This is a genomic window from Brevibacterium permense, from assembly GCF_013280495.1.
In the GTDB taxonomy this organism is placed as follows: domain Bacteria; phylum Actinomycetota; class Actinomycetes; order Actinomycetales; family Brevibacteriaceae; genus Brevibacterium; species Brevibacterium permense.
In genome coordinates this window covers 57,445-76,903 of record NZ_JABSSX010000009.1, presented here as the reverse complement: position 1 = coordinate 76,903, position 19,459 = coordinate 57,445, and the positions used below count along the sequence as shown (strand labels likewise).

Here is a 19,459-nt window from a genome sequence, read left to right as displayed (position 1 = left end):
TTCAACTATGTCGCAGACTCATCCGACCGCCGTCATCGTTCTGGCAGCGGGCCAAGGCACTCGAATGAAGTCGGCTCTTCCCAAGGTGATGCATCCCATCGGCGGACGCTCCCTGCTCCATCACTCCGTCGCCGCAGCGGCCGGAACCTCTCCCGACCACCTCATCGTGGTCGTCCGCCACGAGCGCGATCAGCTCGTCGCCCACCTCGACTCCCTTCCCGTGTCCTCCCAGCGAACCCTGCTCATCGCCGACCAGGACGAGGTACCGGGCACCGGCCGCGCCACCGAGTGTGCGCTCACCCAACTGCCCGAGAACCTCAGCGGAACCGTCGTCGTCACCTACGGCGACGTGCCGCTGCTGACGACGGAGACCATCAACGGCCTCGTCGAGATCCACGAAACCAACGCCAACGCCGTGACCGTCCTGTCCGCCGAGGTGGACGACCCTACCGGGTACGGCCGCATCGTCCGCGACGCGAACGGATCCCTGCTGCGCATCGTCGAGCAGAAGGACGCCGGCGAGACCGAACGGGCCATCCGTGAGATCAACTCCGGCATCTACGCCTTCGACGCCGCTGCGCTCAAGGAAGGCCTGGCCTCGCTGACGACCGACAACGCCCAGGGTGAGAAGTACCTCACCGACGTCATCGGCCATTCCCGTGAGGCGGGCCGCCCCGTCGCCGCCACCGCTACCGACGACCTGTGGCAGGTCGAGGGAGCCAACGATCGCGTGCAGCTGGCGAACCTCGGCAAGGAGCTCAACCGCCGGCAGTGCGAGAAATTCATGCGTGTCGGTGTCTCCATCATCGACCCCGACACCACATGGATCGATGTCGACGCGTCCATCGCCGCCGATGCGACGATCCTGCCCGGCACCCAGCTGCTGGGCGCCACCGACATCGGCGCCGGCGCCGTCGTCGGCCCCGACACCACCCTGAAGGACACCGAGGTGGGGGAGAACGCCAAGGTCGTGCGCACCCACGGTGAGCTCGCCGTCGTCGGTCCGGAAGCCAACGTCGGACCGTTCGCTTACCTGCGTCCGGGCACCAAGCTCGGTGAGTCCGGAAAGATCGGCACCTTCGTGGAGACGAAGAACGCCGATATCGGCAAGGGTGCGAAGGTGCCCCACCTCTCCTACGTCGGCGATGCGGAGATCGGGGAGGGCTCGAACATCGGAGCCGCCTCGGTGTTCGTCAACTACGACGGCGTCAACAAGCACCGCACCGTCGTCGGCAAGCATGCACGCATGGGCTCGGACAATATGTATGTCGCCCCTGTCACCGTGGGCGACGGCGCCTATTCGGGTGCAAGCACGACGGTGCGCAAGGATGTCCCTGCAGGAGCGCTGGCCATCTCGGTGGCCCCACAGCGCAACCTGGAGGGCTGGGTTCAGACAAACCGTCCGGGCACGCCTGCAGCGCAGGCGGCCGAAAACGCATCCGAAGGGGAACGGATCAGTGAATGAGATAACGACGGCGGGCGATAAGAAGCTCGTCCTGGTGAGCGGTCGGGCAAATCCCGAACTCGCCGAGCAGGTCGCGGAGAATCTGGGGACCGAACTCCTCCCCACCGACATCTACAACTTCGCGAACGGCGAGATCTACGTCCGCTACTCCGAGTCAGTGCGCGGCAGCGACGTCTTCGTCCTCCAGTCCCACTGCGCTCCCATCAACGAATGGCTGATGGAACAGCTGATTATGGTCGACGCCCTCAAGCGTGCCTCGGCCAAGCGCATCACCGTCATCGCACCGTTCTTCCCGTACGCCAGGCAGGACAAGAAGCACCGCGGACGCGAGCCCATCTCCGCCCGCCTCGTCGCCGATCTGTACAAGACCGCCGGCGCAGACCGCATCATCACCGTCGACCTGCACACCGCGCAGATCCAGGGCTACTTCGACGGCCCCGTCGACCACCTCATCGCGATGCCGATCCTCGCCGGCTACGTCAAGGACAAGTACCCCGGCGACCTCGCCGTGGTCTCGCCCGATGCCGGCCGCATCAAGGTCGCTGAGAACTGGTCGAACTCGCTGGGCGGAGTGCCGCTGGCCTTCATCCACAAGACCCGCGACATCACCCGACCGAACGAGACCAAGGCCAACCGCGTCGTCGGTGAGGTCGAGGGGCGCACCTGCGTGCTCGTCGACGACATGATCGACACCGGCGGCACCATCGTCCAGGCCGCCGATGCCTGCATGGCCGCCGGCGCCAAGGGCGTCATCGTCGTGTCCACCCACGCCGTGTTCTCCGGCCCGGCCGTCGAACGCCTGTCGAACTCCGTGGCCGAAGAGGTCATCGTCACGAACACTCTGCCGCTGAGCGAGGACAAGATCTTCGACAAGCTCACCGTGCTCTCGATCGCCCCGCTCATCGCTCGTGCCGTGCACGAGGTCTTCGAAGACGGATCGGTCACGAGCCTCTTCGAGGTCTGATCCCGAAGGCTGAGTCCCAAGAATCCGCGCAATCGCGCCGGATCTGATGCGAACCCCGAGTCGATGCGGCTCGGGGTTCGCATCGTCTGGACTGCCGTGAGGTCCTACACTGGAGGCAAGACTTCGGCGAAGGGATCAGGGACGATGTCCTCACACGATTACAACCGGTACCGCGTGGACGTCCCCGGCGGGCAGCTGTCCGTGGGAGTGTGGGAGCCGGTCGCGAGCGGCCCGGGGCGGGTGCCCACCGTGTGCGTCATCCACGGCATCACCTCCAACCATCTGTTCTTCGCGGGCCTCGTCTCCGCCCTGCCCGGCGTCCGCATCATCGGGCCCGACCTGCGCGGACGAGCCGACTCACGCACCCTGCCCGGCCCGTTCGGGATGGCCGCCCACGCCGAGGATGTCACCGCCGTGCTCGATGCCTTCGCCCCGGAGGGGCCGGTCACCCTGGTCGGTCATTCCATGGGCGGGTTCGTCGCCATGACCCTGGCCGCAATGTCGGCTGAGCAGAACGGGGACACCGGCGCCGAGGCGGCCCGCCGTTTCCGCGGACCCGTGCTCATCGACGGGGGACTTCCCCTGCCCGTGGGGCAGCCCCACGGAGACGGCCCCGTCGATGACCTCAACGATGAGGACCTCGACACCGATGATCTCATCGCCGCTGTCCTCGGCCCGGCCGCCGAGCGGCTGTCGATGACCTTCGGAAGTGTGGAGGAGTACTTGGCGTTCTTCGCCGCTCACCCCGCTTTCGTCGACGGCCTCGACACCGTGGCGACCGAGAGCTTCGTCTACGATCTGGCGGCCAAGGACGACCATTCTTTCCAACCGTCCACGTCGGTGGAGGCGATGCAGGCCGATTCGGCCGACATGTACACCGGTTCCGCCTACCGTGATGCCCTGGAGACGATCATGGGCAGTGACGACTCCCAGTCCGACGTGGTCTTCCTCTTCGCCGAACGCGACCTCGTCGCCGCCGAACCGGGCCTGTACCCGCCGGAGACGACCAACGACTTCGCTCGGCAATGGCCGCAGATGGACATCGTCGATGTACAGGGGACGAACCACTACGACATCCTCCTCACCGAAACCGGAATCGATGCGTGCGCTGCAGCCGTGACCTCCCGGATTGGTGCCGAAACGGACGGTGCCGTAGAATAGTCGGGTTGCCTCGGCGAGGGAGACTGACGTCTCCGTGATCGACGCGGTCCTGCCCCACGAAACGAACCCACCGAGTTCGAGGTTCGCGTGGGTGCTCAGGCTGTTTCGCCGTGGTGCTTGAAGGTAAGTTCACCACGAAGGAGAGAAAATGGCTGACTTCAAACTTCTGGCCGAAGCTCGCAACGAGTTCGGCAAGGGCGCAGCGCGCCGCATCCGCCGCTCGGGACGCATTCCCGCCGTGATCTACGGCCACGGCGGAGACCCCGTGCATGTGTCCCTCGAGGGCCACGCCACCATGCTGGCTCTCAAGCACGCCAACGCGCTGCTCGAGATCGAAAGCACCGACGGATCGAAGAACGTCCTCGCCATTGCGCGCGACGTCCAGATCGAGCCCGTCCGTCGTGATATCGAGCACCTCGACCTCATCATCGTCAAGCGCGGCGAGAAGATCGAGGTCGATGTGCCGATCAACGTCGTCGGAGAAGCAGCTCCCGGCACCATGGTCTCGCAGGAAGAGTCGACCATCGCCGTCAAGGCTGATGCGACCAAGCTGCCCGAGCTCATCGAGGTCTCCATCGAAGGCCGTCCCGCCGGCGAGCACGTCCTGGCCGGTCAGGTCGAACTGCCTGCAGGCGTCGAGCTCATCGCCGACGAAGAGCAGCTCATCGTCAACGTCTCCGAAGAGATCGAGATGGACACCGAGTCCGACGCCGAGGAAGACACTGCTGAAGAGTCGACCGAGGAAGAGACTGCTGAGGAGTCCGGTGCAGAAGAGGCTTCCGAAGAGGAGTGATCTTCTCTCCTCACCGCACTCAAGGTGCCGTGAGGAGCACTGACTGACTACGCTGTTCGGTGGGTCGCCTGTTGGGCGGCCCACCGAATGCGTTTCTCAAGAGCGAACCCGGCACGCGTCTCGCCCTGCGGCGAGCAGAAGCAGCAACACCCGGTCAGCGGGCACGGACAGGACGGACAAGGACGGCAATGTCGAACGAAGCATGGTTGGTCTTCGGACTGGGCAATCCCGGACCCAAGTACGAAACGACACGGCACAACATCGGACAGATGGTCATCGCCGAACTCGCCTCCCGGATCGGAACCACGCTGACGCGGACGAAGCTGCGCGCGAACGTCGGCACCGGGCGGCTGTCTGGCGGCAGCGTCCCGGGGCTGCCCGGTCCGCGGGTGGTGTTGGCCACCTCGACGGGTTATATGAACGAATCCGGCGGACCGGTGCGCGCGCTGGCCGACTTCTACGGAATCGCCACCGACCGGATCATCGCCGTCCATGACGATGTGGACATCCCCTTCGATGCCATCAAAGCCAAGCTCGGCGGGGGAGAGGGCGGACACAACGGTCTGCGTTCGATGACCTCGGTGCTCGGGACGAAGGACTATCTGCGGGTGCGAGCGGGAGTCGGACGCCCTCCGGGGAGACAGAATACCGCCGACTATGTGCTGCGCCCGTTCTCGAAGGACGAGCGCACGATCCTGCCGATGTTCGTCTCCGACCTCGCCGATGCCGTCGAAGAGCTCATCGTCAACGGGCTCACCGATATGCAGCAGAAGTTCCACTCGCGCTGATCGCACCCCGGGTGCTGACCAAGCAGCGGGCGCTGCCCGGGGCTCAGGCCGTCTTCTGCTTCTCCGGGCGACGGTGCAGCCACCATGCGGCGAAGATGCCGCCGGCGAATCCGAACAGGTGGCCCTGCCAGGAGATGTCGTTCGTCTGCGGCAGCATGCCGAAGATCAGCGATGCGCCGTACGTGACGAAGATGAACAGGCCGATGGTGAAGTAGATGATCTTGCGCAGCAGGTCATCGGTGAACCAGGTGCGCAGCGCGAGGTAGCCGAAGAATCCGAAGACGATGCCGGACGCACCGACGATGTGCTGGCCGGGCAGCGTGGTCAGCCACGCCCCGAGCCCGGAGCTCAGCGCGGTGATGCCCGTGACCGTCCAGAAACGACGCTTGCCTTCGAAGGCGATGACGATGCCGAGGACGAGGAACGGGAAGGTATTGGCCAGGAGATGGCCGAATCCCGAATGCAGCAGCGGCGAGGTGACCAGGCCGTAGAGCGAGAGCGGATTCCATGACTGCAGACTGAAGGCATCGAGGTCGACGGGGAGGATCGCATCGACGATCTCGATGACCCACATGACGGCCAGGACGATCAGCACCGGAGCGAACCGGGAGAGCAGATGCGGCCGGTCGACGGTGGTGTTCAGGTGCGCAACCGGGGGATTCGCGGAACGGCCGGAGCGGGGAGATCCGGAGTCGGTGGAGTCAGGGCCGAAGAGGAGTCGGGATTCCTCGGCGGAGAAACGGGGGGAGTGGTCGGTCATGTTCCAATTGTGGGTGATGAAGATTGGAGAACCCCGAACATCCGGGCCTTCCGGGTAATCGTGATCGTTCCGTTAGGCCCGTTATCGCCTCGAAATATTCACGACCGGTCCAACTCCCGAAACTATCTGTTCTGAGGCTCCGCTCTTGTCGACCCGAGGGACTTGCCGTCGGCGTCGAGAGCTTCGACGATGATCGTCGAACCGTTCGGGGTGATGTCCGCCGCCGTCTCGAAACCGGTGCGCTCGACCTCGGTGTTCTCGACGAGGTGCTCCTCGTCGTCACCGCTGAGCACCCTCCATGAAGCCACCTCAGTGGCACCGTTCCAGCTCATGTGCACCCGAGTGATGTCGGCCTGCGGCTGCGACTTCGTGGCGGTCGGGGGAGCAGTCGGCTGGGCATGCCAGTCGAAGCGGTAGGCCCGGTAGTTCGATCCGCCGGTGAAGGTGAGGTCGGCGAGCAGCTTCCCGTCCTTGGAGAACTCGGAGACGTAGGGCTCCGAACCCCAGCCGAGGACGACGTTGCCGTTGGGCAGTTCCTGGAAGTTGCCCTGACTGCCCGACGAACGGTCGTCGGGGGCGGGATACTCCGTGACCACCTCGGCGCGCTTCTTCTTCTCATCGAGGTCGAGGCGCAGACCGCGGGTGTCACCGAGCCGAGGCGCGGCGTGATTGTCGAACAGGGTCAGCGTCCCATCGGAGCGACGCTGGGCATCGTGCTGCCAGGCGAACTGTGCACCCTTGCCCATCTCGAAGTCCGAGGCCTTGCCGCCGAGGACCCAATTGAGGTCGGCGCTCTTCCGGTCGAGCTGGTACACCGCATGGGTATTGCGCGCCGAGACGAGGAGAGCCCGGCCGTCATCGTCCTCGGACACGGAGTTGAGGTGGATGTAGTCGAAGGGTTCGTCCTTCGTGCCCTCACCCTCCTTGAGTTCCGTCTCGGTCTGGTCGATGGGCACGGCGTCGAGGGAGCGCCATTCGAACAGGGGATCACCGGTTGCGATGTCGACCTCCTGGACGACGCCCTCCCAGGCCCAGCCGTCCTTGTCTCCGCCGACTGAGCTGAGATCAGTCTGCGTCTTCACATAGGAGATGAGGAACATGGTGTCATCGGCGGTGATCGTTGTTTCGTGCAGGTCTGAGGTGTCCTTGGGGAGCTCTCCGCCCATGCCCACACGGGCGATCTCCTGATACGAGTCGTCGAGGATGACGACCTCACCGGCGGTGTGCGGAGTCTCGGCCAGTCCCTCCCACCAGGTGAGCACCGGCTTCCCCTGATATTCCTGGACGCGCAGGTCCCACAGAGCTTCGGAGTCGTCGCGAATCCACACCGGGTCACCGGCAGAGTCGAGGATGAGGCCGCCCACCCAGGACTTGTCGTCGGTCTGCGTCTGTCCCTTCGGAGCGAGGAAGGTCTCCAGATCTCCGTTGTCGTCGGGGAAGGCCCCGGTGTCGATATCGACCTTCGGCGGCGCGAGTTCGGGGCGGGAGTGGAAGTCCCACCGTTCGGCGACTGCGATGTCGTCATCGGCATCGGCCGTGCACCCTGCGAGCAGGAGCGTCGCCGCAGCCAAACCTGCAAGGACGGTTCTCTTCATGGCCATATGCTCATCCTCACACGTTTTCGAGTCCCGCGCTCCGCGGGCCCATCGGAACGGAGCACCGAATGGGTCGTGTCAGCCGCGTGGACTAGACTGTTCGGGTGCTCAACGGACTCGATCTCACCCGCCGGAATCCCACCATCACCGAACTCGTCGCGGCGTTCAACGACGCGAACACCGACGGTGGCACGATCGATGCGATCAAGGGACTGTGGCCGTCGATCCTGCGCCGCACCGTCACCACCGATGGTGCCGCCTCGGCGCCGCAGCTCATCGTCACCGCCACGACACGTGAGGCCGAAGACCTCGCTCAGGCGCTGGCCGACTGGGTGCCGTCGGCGTCGATCGCGATCTTCCCCAGTTGGGAGACTCTGCCGCACGAGAAGCTGTCGCCGCGGTCGGACACCGTCGGCCAGCGCCTCGAGGTCCTGCGCCGCCTCGCCCACCCCACTCCCGGCCGGGAGCTGACCTTCATCATCGCGCCCGTGCGCGCCTTCCTCCAACCCCTGGCCAAAGGGCTCGGCGACATCGAACCGGTCGAGCTCGCCGTCGGCGACGAATACGAGATCGATGACCTCGCCGAACGACTCACCGAACTCGCATACTCCCGAGTCGACATGGTCTCCAGACGCGGCGAATTCGCCGTGCGCGGCGGAATCGTCGATATCTTCCCGGCCACCTCGGAGCGAGCGCTGCGTGTGGAGTTCTTCGGAGATGAGGTCGACGAGATCCGCGAATTCTCCGTCAGCGACCAACGCTCCATCCCCGCCGACGACGGTGACGAACCCCTGCGCCTGTCGGCACCGCCGTGCCGGGAGCTGCTCCTGACCGATTCGGTGCGGAAGCGGGCCGCAGAACTCGCCGAGGAGGTGCCCAGCGCCGCCGATATGCTCGACAAGATCGCCGGCGGAGTCGCCGTCGAAGGGATGGAATCGCTTTCCGCCGTCCTCGCCGACGGAATGGAGCCGATGATCGCTCTGCTGCCGGCCGGATCGAAGATCATCATCACCGAACCCGAACGCGTCGACGCCCGCGCCGCGGACCTTGTGGAGACGACGAACGAATTCCTCGAGGCCGCCTGGACCGGAGCAGCCGGCGGGGGAGAGACCCCGATCGACCTGTCTGCCGCCAGCTTCCGCACCGTGGCCGAGATGGCCGAAGGCGCTCGCCTCATCGGCCTGGCCTGGTGGGAGATCGGCGGATTCGCCACCGACGAGGAGCTCGCCGGTCCCGAGGAGAACATCTTCTCCGTCCCTGCCCGCATTCCGAAGGGCTATGCCGGAGACGTCGAGGCGATCCTCGCCGACGTCAAGGGACTCATCCACGACAAGTGGCGCATCCTCGTGCTCACCGAAGGCCAGGGCCCGGGTAGACGCATGGTCGAGGTGTTCTCCGAAGCCGGAGTTCCAGCCTCGTTCGTCGACGACCCGACCGATCTGCCCGAAGCCCTGGTGACCGTGACGACGGCCGCGTCCTTCGACGGCTTCGTCTTCGACGATCTCAAACTCGCCGTGCTCACCGAGGCGGATGTGCTCGGTCGGGCGGCGGCCACCTCGACGCGGGATATGCGCAAGCTGCCCACCCGCCGTCGACGCAACCAGGTCGACCCGCTCAACCTGGCCCCCGGCGACTACGTCGTCCACGACCAGCACGGCGTCGGACGATTCGTCGAAATGACGCAGCGGACCACGGGGCGAGGTGCGAACAAGCACACTCGCGAATACCTCATCATCGAATACGCGCCTGCCAAACGCGGACAGCCCGGTGACCGCCTCTACGTTCCCAGCGATGCTCTCGATCAGGTCACTCGCTATGTCGGCGGGGAGAGCCCGAACCTCAACAAGATGGGCGGCGCCGACTGGCAGACGACGAAGGCGAAGGCCCGCAAGGCCGTCAAGGAGATCGCCGGGGAACTCATCCGACTGTATTCGGCCCGCCAGGCCACCGTCGGCCACGCCTACGGCCCGGACACCCCCTGGCAGCGCGAACTCGAAGACGCCTTCCACTATGTCGAGACCGCCGATCAGCTGACTACCATCGACGAGGTCAAGTCGGACATGGAGAAGACCGTGCCGATGGACCGTCTGATCTGCGGCGATGTGGGCTACGGGAAGACGGAGATCGCGGTCCGTGCCGCATTCAAGGCGATCCAGGACGGCAAACAGGTCGCCGTGCTGGTGCCGACCACTCTGCTCGTCCAACAGCACTATGAGACCTTCGCCGAACGCTACTCGGGATTCCCCGTCACCATCGGCGCCCTCTCCCGGTTCCAGACCAAGCAGGAATCGGAGAAGGTCAAGGAGGATCTGGCCGCCGGCAAGCTCGACCTCGTCATCGGCACCCACCGACTGCTCAGCGGCGAGGTGCGGTTCAAAGAACTCGGACTCGTCATCATCGACGAGGAACAGCGCTTCGGCGTCGAACACAAGGAGACGCTCAAGGCGCTGCGGACGAATGTCGACGTTCTCGCCATGTCGGCGACCCCGATCCCGCGCACCCTGGAGATGGCGGTGACCGGCATCCGTGAGATGTCGACCCTGGCCACACCTCCGGAAGAGCGGCACCCGGTGCTGACCTATGTCGGCAAACGCGAAGACAAGCAGATCAAGGCCGCGATCCGACGCGAGCTCATGCGCGAAGGCCAGGTCTTCTACATCCACAACAGGGTCCGCGATATCGAAGCCGTCGCCGGACACATCGCCGAAATGGTGCCCGAGGCGCGAATCGCCATCGCCCACGGCAAGATGAACGAGACCCGACTCGAACAGGTCATCGTCGACTTCTGGGAGAAGAAGTACGACGTGCTCGTGTGCACGACGATCGTCGAAACAGGAATCGACATCGCCAATGCGAACACGCTGATCATCGACAACGCCGACAAATACGGGCTCTCCCAGCTGCATCAGCTGCGCGGACGCGTGGGACGTGGACGCGAACGCGCCTACGCCTACTTCCTCTACCCGCCGGACACTCAGCTGACCGAGACCGCACACGACCGTCTGACGACCCTGGCCGCGCACACCGAACTGGGTGCCGGAATGCAGGTGGCGATGAAAGACCTCGAGATCCGCGGGGCCGGCAATCTGCTCGGCGGGCAGCAGTCCGGCCATATCGAAGGCGTCGGCTTCGACCTCTACGTCCGACTCGTCGGTGAAGCCGTGGCGAAGTTCCGCGGCGAGGAGACCGAACCCGAGGCTGACATGCGCATCGAACTGCCCGTCGATGCCCACCTGCCGGCTGACTACGTCGACCACGAACGACTGCGTCTCGAGGCCTACCGAAAGCTGGCCGCGGCGACCGACGAAGCACAGCTGCAGGAAGTCCTCGACGAACTCACCGACCGATACGGCCCTTATCCGGAACCCGTCGGTGTTCTCGCCGATGTCGCCAGGCTGCGCATCCGCGCCCGCGCCTCCGAGGTCAACGACATCGTCATGCAGGGCAACTTCATCCGCTTCGGACCCGTCGAACTCTCCGACTCCCAGGTGGTCAGGCTCAAGCGTCTGTATCCGAAGTCTCTGCTCAAACCGGCACTGCGCTCGGTCCTCGTCCCGAAACCGATGGCGGGCACCGGATTCGACTCCAAGGAGATGACCGATTCGGACATCCTGCGGTGGGCACATCAGTTCCTCGACGCCATCCTGCCTGTTGTCTCGTCCGAAGCCACCGAGGTCAAGGACGCCGATGTCGCGAAGAACGGTTGAGAACTCTCCGACTGTTCTTCGCCGACCGGCCCACGAGCCGAGACTGTGGCGTAGAGTGCGAAGCGCGGAGGCATCCGCAGCAAGTGCATTTCACTCAGCCGTCTGCGAAGGAGAATCACCATGGGTGTTGACGACAAGTTCGAGAACAAGACCGAAGACCTCGGCGGTCGGGCCAAGGAGACCATCGGCGATGTGACCGGTGACGACGAGCTCAAGGCCGAAGGGGCCACCGACCAGCTCAAGGCCAAGGCCAAGGATGTCGGCGAGTCGGTCAAAGACCTCGGCGCATCGGTCAAGGACAAATTCTCGAAGTGACAGACGAATCGGCCCTCACCGCTGCTGTGGTGGGGGCCTTTCGTGCCGACAGGAGGATATTTCGTGGGTGAACGTGACGAGCAGAGCCCGGTCGACCAGAGTGCGGTCGGACCGGGAGTGGGCCAGGCCGAACCGGAACTGCAACCGGTGATCGAAGCCATGGCGACTCTGCGGCGACGCTGCCCCTGGTCGAGCCGACAGGATCATCAGAGCCTCGAGAAGTACGCACGGGAAGAGACCGACGAACTCATCGTCGCCCTCGAGGATTTCAACGCGGAACCCACCGCTGAGAATCGGGCCGCCGTCGTCGAAGAACTCGGCGACGTGTTCTACCAAGTGCTCTTCCACTCCGCCCTGCTCGATGAAAGCAGCGGGGAAGCCTACGGCCACAGCCTCGGCACCATCATCGATGGTCTCGAGGCCAAACTCATCCGTCGTCACCCCCTGGCGTTCACCGACGATCCCACGGACGAGATGGCATCGTTGGAAGACGTCGAACGCGAATACCGCCGGATCAAAGCCGAAGAGAAGGCCGCAGTGGCGGGAGAGGACAGAACTCGATGAGTCTGGAGAGGCTCGAGATCGAAGGCACGTTCAACTTCCGTGACCTCGGCGGACCCGCCACCGAGGTGGGGGAGAGCCGAGTGCGATCCGGGAAGGTGTTCCGCGCCGACGGTCTGGCGCAGCTGAGCGATCGGGCGCGCGCCGATATCGGCGAACTCGGCATCGGCACCGTCATCGATCTGCGCGATATCGGCGAGAGGGCGAAGCTGCCCGATGCGCTCGACGGCCTCGACATCCGACATATCGAGCTGCCAGTCTTCGACGACCACTTCTTCCCCAGCCGACCGTTGAGCAGGGAAGAGATGAAGGCCGCCGCCGAGGCGACAGGGATGGATCTCAGCGACCGGAGCCTCGGCCGCATCTACGATCTCATGATCACGCACTTCGGTCACCGGCTGGCTGCCGCCGTCGACCTGATCGCCGAACACTGCGCTGATGGTGTGGTGTTCCACTGCTCTGCCGGGAAGGATCGCACCGGTGTGATCGGAGCATTTCTGCTCGACCTCCTCGGTGTGGGACGGCAGGAGATCGTCGACGAATATGCGATCACCTCCACCCACCTGTCCGTGGGTTTCCTCGAGGCGATCACCAGGCACTTCTCCGATGCCGGGATCTCCGGCAACCTCGCCCAGACCGCCACCGCTGCTCCTCCCGAACTTATGCACGAGGTCCTCGACCGGATCGAGGCCGAGCACGGGACCGCCTCGGCAAAGGACGGGGGACAGCCGGGGGGAGTCGAAGCCTACCTGCTCGCGCACGGGATGGACCCGGCGACGCCCGGGCGACTGCGCGAATGCCTGCTCGAGTCCTCCTCGGACTGAGCGTGAGCCTGGCCTCGCGGTGCATTAAGCTGTCCTCCAGGCACATGTTCCCCATGTGAAACCAAACGCTAAGGAGTACTCAGTGGCCGAGATCGTTGCCGCAAACGCCCGTGAAATCCTGGATTCCCGGGGAAATCCCACCGTCGAGGTGGAAGTGCTGTTGGCCGATGAGTCCGTCGGTCGCGCCGGCGTTCCCTCCGGTGCCTCCACCGGAGAGTTCGAGGCCGTGGAGCTGCGCGACGGAGATCCCGAGCGCTACCTGGGCAAGGGCGTCACCCAGGCTGTCGACGCTGTCGTCGACGAAATCCACGAAGTCATCGTCGGACTCGAAAGCGACGATCAGCGTCTCGTCGACCAGGCGCTCATCGAACTCGACGGCACCGACAACAAGTCCCGCATCGGCGCGAATGCGATGCTCGGCACCTCGCTGGCCGTGGCCCGCGCGGCAGCGGTCTCGGCCGATCTGCCCCTCTACCGCTACCTCGGCGGACCGAATGCGCACGTCATGCCCGTGCCGATGATGAACATCCTCAACGGCGGATCCCATGCCGACTCGAACGTCGACATCCAGGAATTCATGATCGCCCCGATCGGCGCCGCCAGCTTCCACGAAGCACTCCAGTGGAGCGTCGAGGTCTACCACGCGCTCAAGGGAGTGCTCGAGGAACGCGGACTCTCGACCGGACTCGGCGATGAGGGCGGATTCGCTCCGAACCTCGACTCGAACGCCGCGGCGCTCGATCTCATCATCGAGGCCATCGACATCGCCGGGCACCGTCCCGGACGCGATATCGCCGTCGCCCTCGACGTGGCGTCCTCGGAGTTCTACACCGACGGTGCCTACGAGTTCGAAGGCAGCAAGAAGACCGCCGAGGAGATGGCCGCCTATTACGAAGAGCTGCTGGCGAAGTACCCGCTCGTGTCGATCGAGGACCCCCTCGATGAGAACGACTGGGACGGTTGGGCGACTCTGACCGAGACGATCGGTTCGAAGGTGCAGATCGTCGGCGACGACCTGTTCGTGACCAACCCCGAGCGCCTGCAGCGCGGAATCGACAACGCCACGGCGAACTCGCTGTTGGTCAAGGTCAACCAGATCGGCACCCTGACCGAGACCCTCGACGCTGTGTCGCTGGCACAGACGAACGGCTACACCACGATGATCTCGCACCGTTCCGGCGAAACCGAGGACACGACCATCGCCGACCTGGCCGTGGCGACCAACGCCGGTCAGATCAAGGCCGGCGCCCCGGCACGATCGGAGCGGGTCGCGAAGTACAACCAGCTGCTGCGCATCGAAGAGCAGCTCGGAGATGCCGCACGCTACGCGGGCCGCAGCGCCTTCCCGCGCTTCGAAGCTTGAGGCGAGCAGGGCTCCGATCTTCCCGAGGCGGGGCCGGACGATCACAACGATCGCCCGGTCCCGCCTCGGTGTTTCCAGCTTCGGCTGTTCCCTCATCCGGGGGTTTTCGCTTCGAGTCTTCCCGCCTTCGGGGCTTCGTCCATTCGGGGCTGCACTTCTCACTGCGCAGTCTCCTCATCGCGACGATTCTCCGCTGCAGGGCCCGGCTCTCCGCGCCACCATCCGTCACCGGTGGGCTCGTATCCGCCCATTGGCGGCTGAGTCTCCCGTTCCTCGCAATTTGCACCGGTGCACCACTCTGACGAGTCACTGCGGGTGAGGGGCGGCCGAGCACCTGTAGGAGTTGCCGGCAACGGCGCGGGATGAAACTCTGCCAATCGGACGGCAGGTGGCGCGGAGGATGTCATAGAATTTCGCCTCCTCGAACAGCTCCTTCCAACTGATCCGAATCACCTGCCGACCTTGGTCGCGAAGCCACTGCTCGCGGCGGCGTTCCTGTTCGAGCTCGTGGCGGGGGACACCTGAACCGAGATAGAGCTTGCCGATGCCGTCGATCTCGATGATGAGACGAGCCCGGCGGTGACAGAAGTCGACGCGGATATCGCGCCTCAATGATTCGGCGTGAAATGTGACTTAAGGTTCCAGCCCCGTGATCCCGTGTTCGTAGAATCGCACCGCAGCGACCGCCTCGGCGGGGGATTCGCGACGAGAATCAGACAGATCGATGGCCAATCGCACTTTCGCGGAGTTGCGCTTCTCCAGGCATCGGTCGAGCGTCGTGAGGATCCTTTCTCTGGTTGTCAGCTTGCGGTGCAGCGCATCATCGATCATCGGCACGGAGACGTCGAGGTTGTAGCTGCGGGCGACGTCGATGAGTGTGCGTTCGAGCGTGGTCACCTCGGCGCCTGCGATTGCGGCGCGATGTGCTTTCGGAATCTGACTGCCGCGGACGTGGATGGTTTTGAACCGGCGGTTGACACCGGGCCTGACAACCTCGATCTGATGAGTGACAGGGTAGGCGACAGGCCGGCCGTGAATGAGCGCAGCGGAGATGTGGGAGTAGATCTCCTCCGGTGGATTGGTCTTGGACTCATCAGTTCTCTGATCGGCACGTTGGCTGAAATGGGCGGCAAAAGAAGCGTTGAGAGTATTGACTTCGTCGCGGATGTCACCGTGGTCGACGAATACTTGGTGGATCTGCTGGTCGATGCTCGCCCACAGCGGGCGATGGAAGTCCAGTTCGCAGACGCGTCGGACCAGGTATGTGCCCCGGGACAGCCGACGCAGGCAACATCTGCGGGCGCGCATGATGTCGACATGGTTGAATCCGAGCCGAAGGATGTCATCAGTGCTCAATAGTTTATACATGCATCTAAAATGCAATAAACCACTTCAAATGACAACACACGATTGCACTTCTGTGGATAACTCTGTGGATGGGGCGTTGATCGGGCGGAGCTCTCGCGAGATGACTGGTCGCAGTTCAGGTGATCGCCGGTGGCAATCTGCGGGCATCCGTCACCCGGAGGCGCATGACGCACCGCAGGAGCGAGGCGGTTTGCCGCCGAGGGTGAGGGGCACCGTCGTGAGTGTAGGGGCTGGGACTGCAGGGAGGGGGAAGCGGCAGCGGCGAGAGATGTCTGCAGGCGGCGAGGCCGAGATGGCTCCTGGGGCGGGCACGGGCTGAGGTGGGAGTTGCTGGCAGGGGAAGAGCGGGCGGGACGTGAGACGTGATGGAAGATACGTGAGAATCGAACACGCCACGAGCCCGAAATCCTCGCGCGGGGAATGCGGACACGGCACACTTGGAGATGTTGCGACACTCTTCCCTGATCCCCAGTCGCAGAGGAAAGAAGCATGGTCCCGAGCAAGCCCAGACGAAGTGCCCCGAAATCGGCTCCTGGCAAAGCCACCCCTCGTCGACGCCCGAAACCGGTCATCGAAGCCGATGCCGACATGGACGCCGAGGCGCGTGGCCGCCGCATGTCGGTGCGCACGGGCATCTTCCTCCTCGTCGTCGCAGCCGTCCTCCTCGCATTCCTCTCGCCCCTGAACTCCGCGCTCAAGCAAGCCCAGCAGATCGCGGCATTGAATAACGAGATCGAGACGACGAAAGCCGAGGTCAAGAGCCTCGAAGAGAAGAACGAGAACCTCAGGGACCCCGATTACATCAAGCGCAAGGCACGCGAGGACCAGTACTACGTGGAGAAGGGCAAGAACGCGGTCATCGTCACGAATCAGGAGGCCGTGGACGAGGAATCCGAGTCCGAGCGGCCGGTTCGCAAGCAGGCCTGGTACCTTGAGTTGCTGGAGTCCATTCAGGAGACAGGCAACACCGTGGAGAAGAGCTGATGATCACAGAGTGCACCGAGGCGGATTTCGCTGTCCTCCAAGACCAACTCGGACGCATTCCCCGAGGCGTTGTCGGCATCGCCGCCCGCAGCACTTCCGGTGATCCCCTCGTCGTCGCCACGGCCCCGCGCCTCGAGGACGGCACACCGTTCCCGACGACCTTCTACCTCACCCACCCTGCCTATGTGGCCGAATGCTCCCGCCTGGAAGCCTCGGGAATCATGGCCGAATGGACCGCCGAAATCGGTGAAGACGAGGAACTCGCGGCCGCCTACGCCGCCGCGCACCGGGCCTACCTCGACGTCCGCTCAGAGATCGGCTCCGCTGCCGGCCTGGCAGAGGTCGAAGAGATCAAGGACTACTCCGCCGGCGGAATGCCCAACCGGGTCAAATGCCTCCACGCCCTCGTCGGCCACTCGCTGTCCGCCGGACTCGGCATCAATCCCATCGGCGACCGTGCACTGTCGTTCATGACCGATGTGCCGCCCCTCGCCGGCGCCGCTGCCACCACCGAACCGATCGACTAGGACCTGCCATGCGTGTTGCTGCCTTCGACTGTGGGACGAACTCCCTGCGCCTGCTCATCGCCGATGTCGCCGCCGACGGCACCCTCACTGACCTGCGCCGCGAAACCCGGATCGTCCGCCTCGGCCAAGGTGTCGACGCCACCGGCGAGTTCGCTCCCGAAGCGCTTGAGCGCACCTTCGCCGTGGCGAAGGAATTCGCCGAGGTGGCCGCCGAGTACCAGCCGGAGAAGCTGAGATTCGTCGCGACCTCCGCCAGCCGCGACGTGAAGAACCGTGATGAGTTCTTCGCCGGGATCTTCTCGATCCTCGGCGTCGTCCCCGACGTCATCGCCGGCGAGGAAGAAGCCCGCCTGTCCTTCCTCGGCGCCACTGCCGGCCTGACAGATGCTGACGGACCGTATGTCGTCATGGACCTCGGCGGCGGATCGACCGAGCTCGTCCTCGGCCACGAGGATGTTCAAGCGGCGGTGAGCATGGACATCGGCTCGGTGCGTCTGACCGAGCGCCATATGCCAGTCGAGACTCGCTCCGAGGATCAGATCCAGGCAGCGCTTGCCGACATCGACGCCCAGCTGGACCAGGCCGCGCAGATCGTCGACTTCTCCGCCCCGCGCACCTTTATCGGAGTCGCCGGCACCGTCACCACGATCACCGCGGGCATCCTCGGACTCGAGAGCTACCAGCGAGAGCGCATCCACGGCGCGCACATCAGCGTCGCGGATGTGGCAGAAGAATCCCGCAAGCTCTTGGCCATGGACCGCCAGGCACGCACGGAGCTGCCGTATATGCATCCCGGACGCGTCGATGTCATCGGCGCGGGATCGCTGCTCTTCGCCAGGATCGTCGCCCGCTTCGACCAGGCAGTGACAGCCGCCGGAGGGTCATTGGACATTCGTATCTCCGAAACCGACATCCTCGACGGGACCGCGCTCGACCTCGCGCTGACGAGCTCGTGAGAGCCGCCGCCCGTCTCCTCGCCGTCACGACCGTCGTCCTCGGACTCGTCGTCGGTACCACTCAACCCGTCATGGCCGCGCCGAAGGCCGGACCCGGCCAGTGGTTCATCAAAGACTACGGAATCGACAAGGTCTGGAAGAAGTCCACGGGCAAGGGCGTCAAGGTCGCAGTGATCGACTCCGGCGTCAACTCCGACCACGAAGACCTCAAAGGCGTCGTGAAGAAGTCCAAGGACTTCAGCGGGCTGGGCAAGGACGGCAAGACCCCGCTCGGCGGGAAGACCACGATCCACCACGGCACCGCCGTCGCCGGAGTCATCGCCGGCCGAGGAGTCGGTGCCGGGCCGACCGGCGTCGCCCCGGACGCAGAGATCCTGTCGGCATCGATGTGGCTGGGCCCCGACCGCCCCAAGGAATCCGGATCGACTCGCGAACAGGCCGATGAGGCCATCCGGTGGGCTGTCGACTCCGGCGCGAAGGTCATCAACATGTCTTTGGGCTGGGACGATCCGGGCTGGCCGGAGAGCTGGGACGAATCCTTCGCCTACGCGTACAAGAAGGACGTGCTCGTCGTCGCCTGCGTCGGCAACGCCTCGCAGGGAGCGACCCAGGCATGGTCGCCGTCGACGGTTCCCGGCGTCATCGGGGTGGGCGGACTCGACCAGAACGGGAAGGTCCTCGAGGACTCCACCGCCCCCGGCACCGCCGTCGACCTCATGGGTCCGGCCAAGGACATTCCCATTCCGTACTACAGCGGCGGCTACGCCGAAGGTCAGGGATGCTCGTTCGCCTCACCCGTCGTGTCCGGTGTGGCAGCGCTCATCCGCTCTGAGAATCCCGACCTCAGCGCCGACGAGGTTCGAGCCATACTGCAGTCGAGTGCCAAACCGGTGGACGGTCACAAGGGCGTGAGCAAGAAGGGCAAGCCCGACCCGATCGTCGGCTGGGGGCGCGTCGACCCGCAGAGCGCCATCAAGGCGAAAGCGCCCAAGAACGTCTCCTCCGCCGAGGATGAGCTGGCGGATTGGGTGAAGATGCATCGTCGTGGGGATGCGAAGTCAGAAAAGACCGAAACCGCCGCACCGGACGAGACCGAGAGCCCGAAGGCTCTCGCGCCGACCGACATCGTCGCCACGCAGTCGACGCCGAGATTCGGCTTCGCCGTCCTCGGTGCCGGAGCCCTGATCGCCGTGGTCCTCATGATCATCTCGATCGTCTCCTTCGCCCGCCGTCGCCACTGAGGCCAGGTGCAGAAACTGCTCTGAACTGGGGCGTTCGAGTCCGTGGGACAAACAATTAGTGAAAGTTTTCACAAGGGTCTAGCATAG

Annotated in this window: 18 protein-coding genes; 14 read left to right on the top strand and 4 right to left on the bottom strand. The window is 64.7% G+C overall.

Translation table 11 applies throughout. From position 1 onward, the window contains the following. The first annotated feature begins 7 nt into the window (after nucleotides 1–7). From glmU to pth, 5 genes are all read left to right on the top strand, one after another. Nucleotides 8–1,465 (top strand): bifunctional UDP-N-acetylglucosamine diphosphorylase/glucosamine-1-phosphate N-acetyltransferase GlmU, encoded by a 1,458-nt coding sequence (gene glmU, locus HK353_RS12680; protein ID WP_173156624.1) that lies wholly within the window; start codon nucleotides 8–10, stop codon nucleotides 1,463–1,465. Continuing rightward, a complete protein-coding gene (locus tag HK353_RS12675; protein ID WP_025777652.1) occupies nucleotides 1,458–2,429 on the top strand; it encodes a ribose-phosphate diphosphokinase in 972 nt (323 codons plus the stop codon). Before glmU ends, HK353_RS12675 begins: the two co-directional genes overlap by 8 nt. Before the next feature lie 144 nt (nucleotides 2,430–2,573). After that, nucleotides 2,574–3,590 carry an alpha/beta fold hydrolase gene (locus tag HK353_RS12670; protein WP_173156622.1) on the top strand — a complete coding sequence of 339 codons (1,017 nt, stop codon included), beginning with the start codon at nucleotides 2,574–2,576 and terminating at the stop codon, nucleotides 3,588–3,590. A gap of 148 nt (nucleotides 3,591–3,738) precedes the next feature. Then, nucleotides 3,739–4,383 carry a 50S ribosomal protein L25/general stress protein Ctc gene (locus tag HK353_RS12665; RefSeq protein ID WP_173156620.1) on the top strand — a complete coding sequence of 215 codons (645 nt, stop codon included), beginning with the start codon at nucleotides 3,739–3,741 and terminating at the stop codon, nucleotides 4,381–4,383. 188 nt (nucleotides 4,384–4,571) lie between these two features. Next, the gene (gene pth / locus HK353_RS12660; protein WP_173156618.1) at nucleotides 4,572–5,171 is read left to right on the top strand and encodes an aminoacyl-tRNA hydrolase; all 600 of its coding nucleotides are present in this window, start codon (nucleotides 4,572–4,574) and stop codon (nucleotides 5,169–5,171) included. 43 nt (nucleotides 5,172–5,214) lie between these two features. On the opposite strand, the gene HK353_RS12655 is transcribed toward pth, so the two are convergent. Then, a complete protein-coding gene (locus HK353_RS12655; protein ID WP_173156616.1) occupies nucleotides 5,215–5,931 on the bottom strand; it encodes a rhomboid family intramembrane serine protease in 717 nt (238 codons plus the stop codon). A 122-nt stretch (nucleotides 5,932–6,053) separates the two neighbouring features. Next, a complete protein-coding gene (locus tag HK353_RS12650; protein ID WP_173156614.1) occupies nucleotides 6,054–7,532 on the bottom strand; it encodes an arylsulfotransferase family protein in 1,479 nt (492 codons plus the stop codon). Nucleotides 7,533–7,630: 98 nt separating this feature from the next. Here HK353_RS12650 and mfd point away from each other — a divergent pair, with 98 nt between their 5' ends. From mfd to eno, 5 genes are all read left to right on the top strand, one after another. Next, the gene (gene mfd / locus HK353_RS12645) at nucleotides 7,631–11,233 is read left to right on the top strand and encodes a transcription-repair coupling factor (RefSeq protein ID WP_173156612.1); all 3,603 of its coding nucleotides are present in this window, start codon (nucleotides 7,631–7,633) and stop codon (nucleotides 11,231–11,233) included. Nucleotides 11,234–11,353: 120 nt separating this feature from the next. Then, a complete protein-coding gene (locus tag HK353_RS12640; RefSeq protein ID WP_173156610.1) occupies nucleotides 11,354–11,548 on the top strand; it encodes a CsbD family protein in 195 nt (64 codons plus the stop codon). Between the two features lie 63 nt (nucleotides 11,549–11,611). Then, entirely contained in the window at nucleotides 11,612–12,112 is a 501-nt protein-coding gene (locus tag HK353_RS12635; RefSeq protein ID WP_342589917.1) for a MazG nucleotide pyrophosphohydrolase domain-containing protein, read from the top strand. Next, nucleotides 12,109–12,933, top strand: coding sequence for a tyrosine-protein phosphatase (locus HK353_RS12630; RefSeq protein WP_173156609.1), 825 nt, complete (start codon nucleotides 12,109–12,111; stop codon nucleotides 12,931–12,933). Before HK353_RS12635 ends, HK353_RS12630 begins: the two co-directional genes overlap by 4 nt. Nucleotides 12,934–13,015: 82 nt before the next feature. Beyond that, nucleotides 13,016–14,296: a phosphopyruvate hydratase gene (gene eno, locus HK353_RS12625; RefSeq protein WP_173156607.1), complete on the top strand. Its 1,281-nt coding sequence runs from the start codon at nucleotides 13,016–13,018 to the stop codon at nucleotides 14,294–14,296. 306 nt (nucleotides 14,297–14,602) lie between these two features. On the opposite strand, the gene HK353_RS17140 is transcribed toward eno, so the two are convergent. Both HK353_RS17140 and HK353_RS12620 read right to left on the bottom strand, forming a co-directional pair. Continuing rightward, entirely contained in the window at nucleotides 14,603–14,908 is a 306-nt protein-coding gene (locus HK353_RS17140) for a DUF559 domain-containing protein (RefSeq protein WP_245395988.1), read from the bottom strand. 21 nt (nucleotides 14,909–14,929) lie between these two features. Beyond that, nucleotides 14,930–15,652 (bottom strand): hypothetical protein, encoded by a 723-nt coding sequence (locus HK353_RS12620; protein ID WP_245395987.1) that lies wholly within the window; start codon nucleotides 15,650–15,652, stop codon nucleotides 14,930–14,932. A 501-nt stretch (nucleotides 15,653–16,153) separates the two neighbouring features. Between HK353_RS12620 and HK353_RS12615 the strand changes: the two genes are divergently transcribed. The 4 genes from HK353_RS12615 to HK353_RS12600 are packed head-to-tail and all read left to right on the top strand — an operon-like array spanning nucleotide 16,154 to nucleotide 19,372. Next, the gene (locus HK353_RS12615) at nucleotides 16,154–16,648 is read left to right on the top strand and encodes an FtsB family cell division protein (protein WP_173156605.1); all 495 of its coding nucleotides are present in this window, start codon (nucleotides 16,154–16,156) and stop codon (nucleotides 16,646–16,648) included. Further along, nucleotides 16,648–17,175, top strand: a complete 528-nt coding sequence (locus tag HK353_RS12610; RefSeq protein ID WP_173156603.1) for a DUF501 domain-containing protein — start codon at nucleotides 16,648–16,650, stop codon at nucleotides 17,173–17,175. The genes HK353_RS12615 and HK353_RS12610 overlap by 1 nt, the downstream gene beginning before the upstream one ends. Nucleotides 17,176–17,183: 8 nt before the next feature. Further along, nucleotides 17,184–18,131: a Ppx/GppA phosphatase family protein gene (locus HK353_RS12605; RefSeq protein WP_173156601.1), complete on the top strand. Its 948-nt coding sequence runs from the start codon at nucleotides 17,184–17,186 to the stop codon at nucleotides 18,129–18,131. After that, nucleotides 18,128–19,372, top strand: coding sequence for a S8 family peptidase (locus HK353_RS12600; protein WP_342589916.1), 1,245 nt, complete (start codon nucleotides 18,128–18,130; stop codon nucleotides 19,370–19,372). Before HK353_RS12605 ends, HK353_RS12600 begins: the two co-directional genes overlap by 4 nt. Nucleotides 19,373–19,459 lie beyond the last annotated feature (87 nt).